Annotated in this window: 2 protein-coding genes; both read left to right on the top strand. The window is 28.0% G+C overall.

The window, feature by feature from the left end:
* The first annotated feature begins 299 nt into the window (after positions 1–299).
* Complete coding sequence (locus CVD18_RS21920; protein WP_158250542.1) at positions 300–2,081, top strand: ATP-dependent endonuclease; 1,782 nt, start codon at positions 300–302, stop codon at positions 2,079–2,081.
* Positions 2,068–2,466, top strand: coding sequence for a hypothetical protein (locus CVD18_RS21915; protein ID WP_146052908.1), 399 nt, complete (start codon positions 2,068–2,070; stop codon positions 2,464–2,466). The genes CVD18_RS21920 and CVD18_RS21915 overlap by 14 nt, the downstream gene beginning before the upstream one ends.
* Positions 2,467–2,740 lie beyond the last annotated feature (274 nt).

Genomic DNA, 2,740 nt, shown 5'->3' with positions numbered 1-2,740 from the left:
TGAAGGGGGCGCTGACAGTCTCGTAAATTTTACTAATTTAGTGAGAAATTTAACAGAGCTGTCAGGCTCTACTCTACGCTGTCATATAAAAACCATATAATGAAGAAAACAACATATTTTAAAAAAATGTGCTCATACAATACAACTGATAATACAATTGACCAAATAATTAACCAAAGAGATACTTTTTTAGAAAACAATAACGACCGTATTGCTAAAATTGACTCTGAGGACTTAAGAGTTGATTCCGTTGGGAATAATCAAGCTGTGTGTATTATCAGACTAACATATTTTTTGAAATGAAATTAAAATCTGTAGAAATTTATGATTTCAAATCGATTTCATATGAAAAGTTAGAAATAAACTCGAATCAACTTTGCTTAGTTGGAAAAAATGAAAGTGGGAAATCAAGCCTGATTTCAGCTATTAGTTATTTAAATATTCTAGAAACAGAATTAAATACTTCTCTATTAAACAAGAGTTCTGAAAGATACCCAAAAGGACTTCCCTTAGTAATTGGTACATTTCAATTAAGAAAAAGCATTTATGCCAAATTATATAAGTTATTAAGTGAGTATATTTCAAAAGAAGATTTAGCAACAATAGGTAAACAATCAGACGAGTGTTTACTACAAGTCAAACGATGGGGAAATGGACTTTCTAATCTATCCTTAAGCATTTTATCTAAAGGGAAATTTGGAATTAAAATTTCGGATAAAATCAGTGATTTAGCTAAGTTTTATGATTTATTCTTCCAAGAAATATATCCTGACATTGAATATTTTGAAAATGAAGACTTACTTATTGAACCATCATCAATAAAAGAATTATTAGGAACAGATAGAAAATTTGAAACTTTTAGAAAACTACTGGTTATTGGCGGTTGTAAAGACTTTGATGATTTAAACAATGATGATATTAATTTCGTAACCACATACTTATCAGATATTGAAATTAAACTAAACCAAATATTCAAAAAACATTATAAACAAGACCAAAGTATTAATATTAAAATTGTTCCTGCTCTTGGAGATAAGCTTAATCTTATTATTAGGGATAATTCAAACAAAAGCTTTTCTATTAATGAGCGAAGTCCTGGTTTTCAATACTATTTTTCATTTTTAGTAAATAAACTTTACACAAAACACGTCAGTGGCAGTAAGAATAGTATTATTTTGTTAGACGAGCCTGGTAATAGTCTACATCCAAAAGGAGCAAAAGACTTACTAAAATCATTTGATGACATTTCAGAGAATTCTCAGATTTTATATACTACACATAACCCATTTTTAGCAGTTAGAAACTGTGTTGATTCATTAATATTTGTAAATAAGTCTTCTAAAGATGGAACAAAAATTAACAAAAAACCTTTTCTAAACAAATATCAAGTTCTTAGAAGAGAACTTGGCATAATGTTAAATGATAGTTTCTTGATTGGAGATATTAATTTAGTTGTCGAAGGAAATACCGAAAAATTAGCTTTTCATCGTTTATTCCAATTTGAAAAATATAGAGATTTAGAATGGATGAATATATACAATGCTGATGGTGTTAATAATATTCCCCAAGCAATTAACTATCTAGGAAAAAACAACTTAAAGCTTTCTGGAATTACTCTTCTCGATAGTGATAAAGAGGCTATTGACGTAAAAAAGGTAAAGGCATATAAAAATAATATTAAAGAAGATAATTGGGAAGAAATTGAAATTAATTCAGTTTTTAGCGATAAAAAAACTAGAACATTTGAAGATTTGTTCCCTCAAGAAAAATATGTTGAGGCATATAATAATTATTGCAATTCATTAAAATCTTTAGAAGTTTTTGAAAAAGAATTTGTTGACTTTGAATTAACTAAAGAAATTGAAACACCAATTATTGATACAATTTCAACTCATTTTAAATCATTTCTACCTGAGCACAGTAAATCAAATATTACTAAGCAAGACGTAATTAGACATTTGTTAGACATTGTAGATTTAATGCCAGAAAAAGAACAAAATTTGTGTTTATTAAACGTTTTTAAGCTTTGTGATAAAATAAAAACTAACTTTTTAAAAATTGAAAAATATGCCAATAACTAAACATAAAATTTTTAAAGTTAAAGTTAGTGATGATGGTAAGTTTACAATATCTAAAACTATTGAAAAAACCATAAATGATTTTTTATCAGAACCAAATAATGTTTATGTTAATCACTCTGTAACAACACTTACAGAAGATATTGATGAGTACGACAACATCAAAACAATTTGCAAATTTGTTTTAATAAGCATTATTTATAAAGATTTAGACACTACTTCTCTAAATGTAAAAAGTGCATCTAAAAAAGTAAAAGAAACTGTACACAGAGAGATAGAATCAGGAAATCCAATTGATGAACCAAAAATTTTGACTGATTTTGACAAAGAATTGATAGAGATTGAATCAAAAAACGGAAAAGAAAATACGCCAGCTAACAATGTATAAAAATAATAGCGGTTTTATCGCTTAAACTAAAGTAGCTAAATATAAAGAAGGTCTTTATTAAACGGAATAGTTAGTACATTTTAATCCGCTACTATTCTTAGTGTGCCAAGAATCAATCACGGCAATAAACTGATTGAATGCTGTAAATAAGATGATGGTAGGTCCATCGAAGTCGTTGTATAGGCGATGGCTTCAAACCCCCTAAAGGTGCTGTAATGAATAGTTATGGTATTGAGCGTTTAGGAGAATCTAATCCAAGAGGTTAGCAGGTGTG

Origin of the sequence: Aquimarina sp. I32.4, assembly GCF_002924285.1 — a bacterium.
Lineage (GTDB): Bacteria > Bacteroidota > Bacteroidia > Flavobacteriales > Flavobacteriaceae > Aquimarina.
This window is presented reverse-complemented; position numbering and strand designations above follow the sequence as displayed.

Excerpts from the sequence above, each read along its gene's own strand:
- CVD18_RS21920 (WP_158250542.1), top strand. The coding sequence starts at position 300 with ATGAAATTAAAATCTGTAGAAATTTATGATTTCAAATCGATTTCATAT.
- CVD18_RS21915 (WP_146052908.1), top strand. The coding sequence starts at position 2,068 with ATGCCAATAACTAAACATAAAATTTTTAAAGTTAAAGTTAGTGATGAT.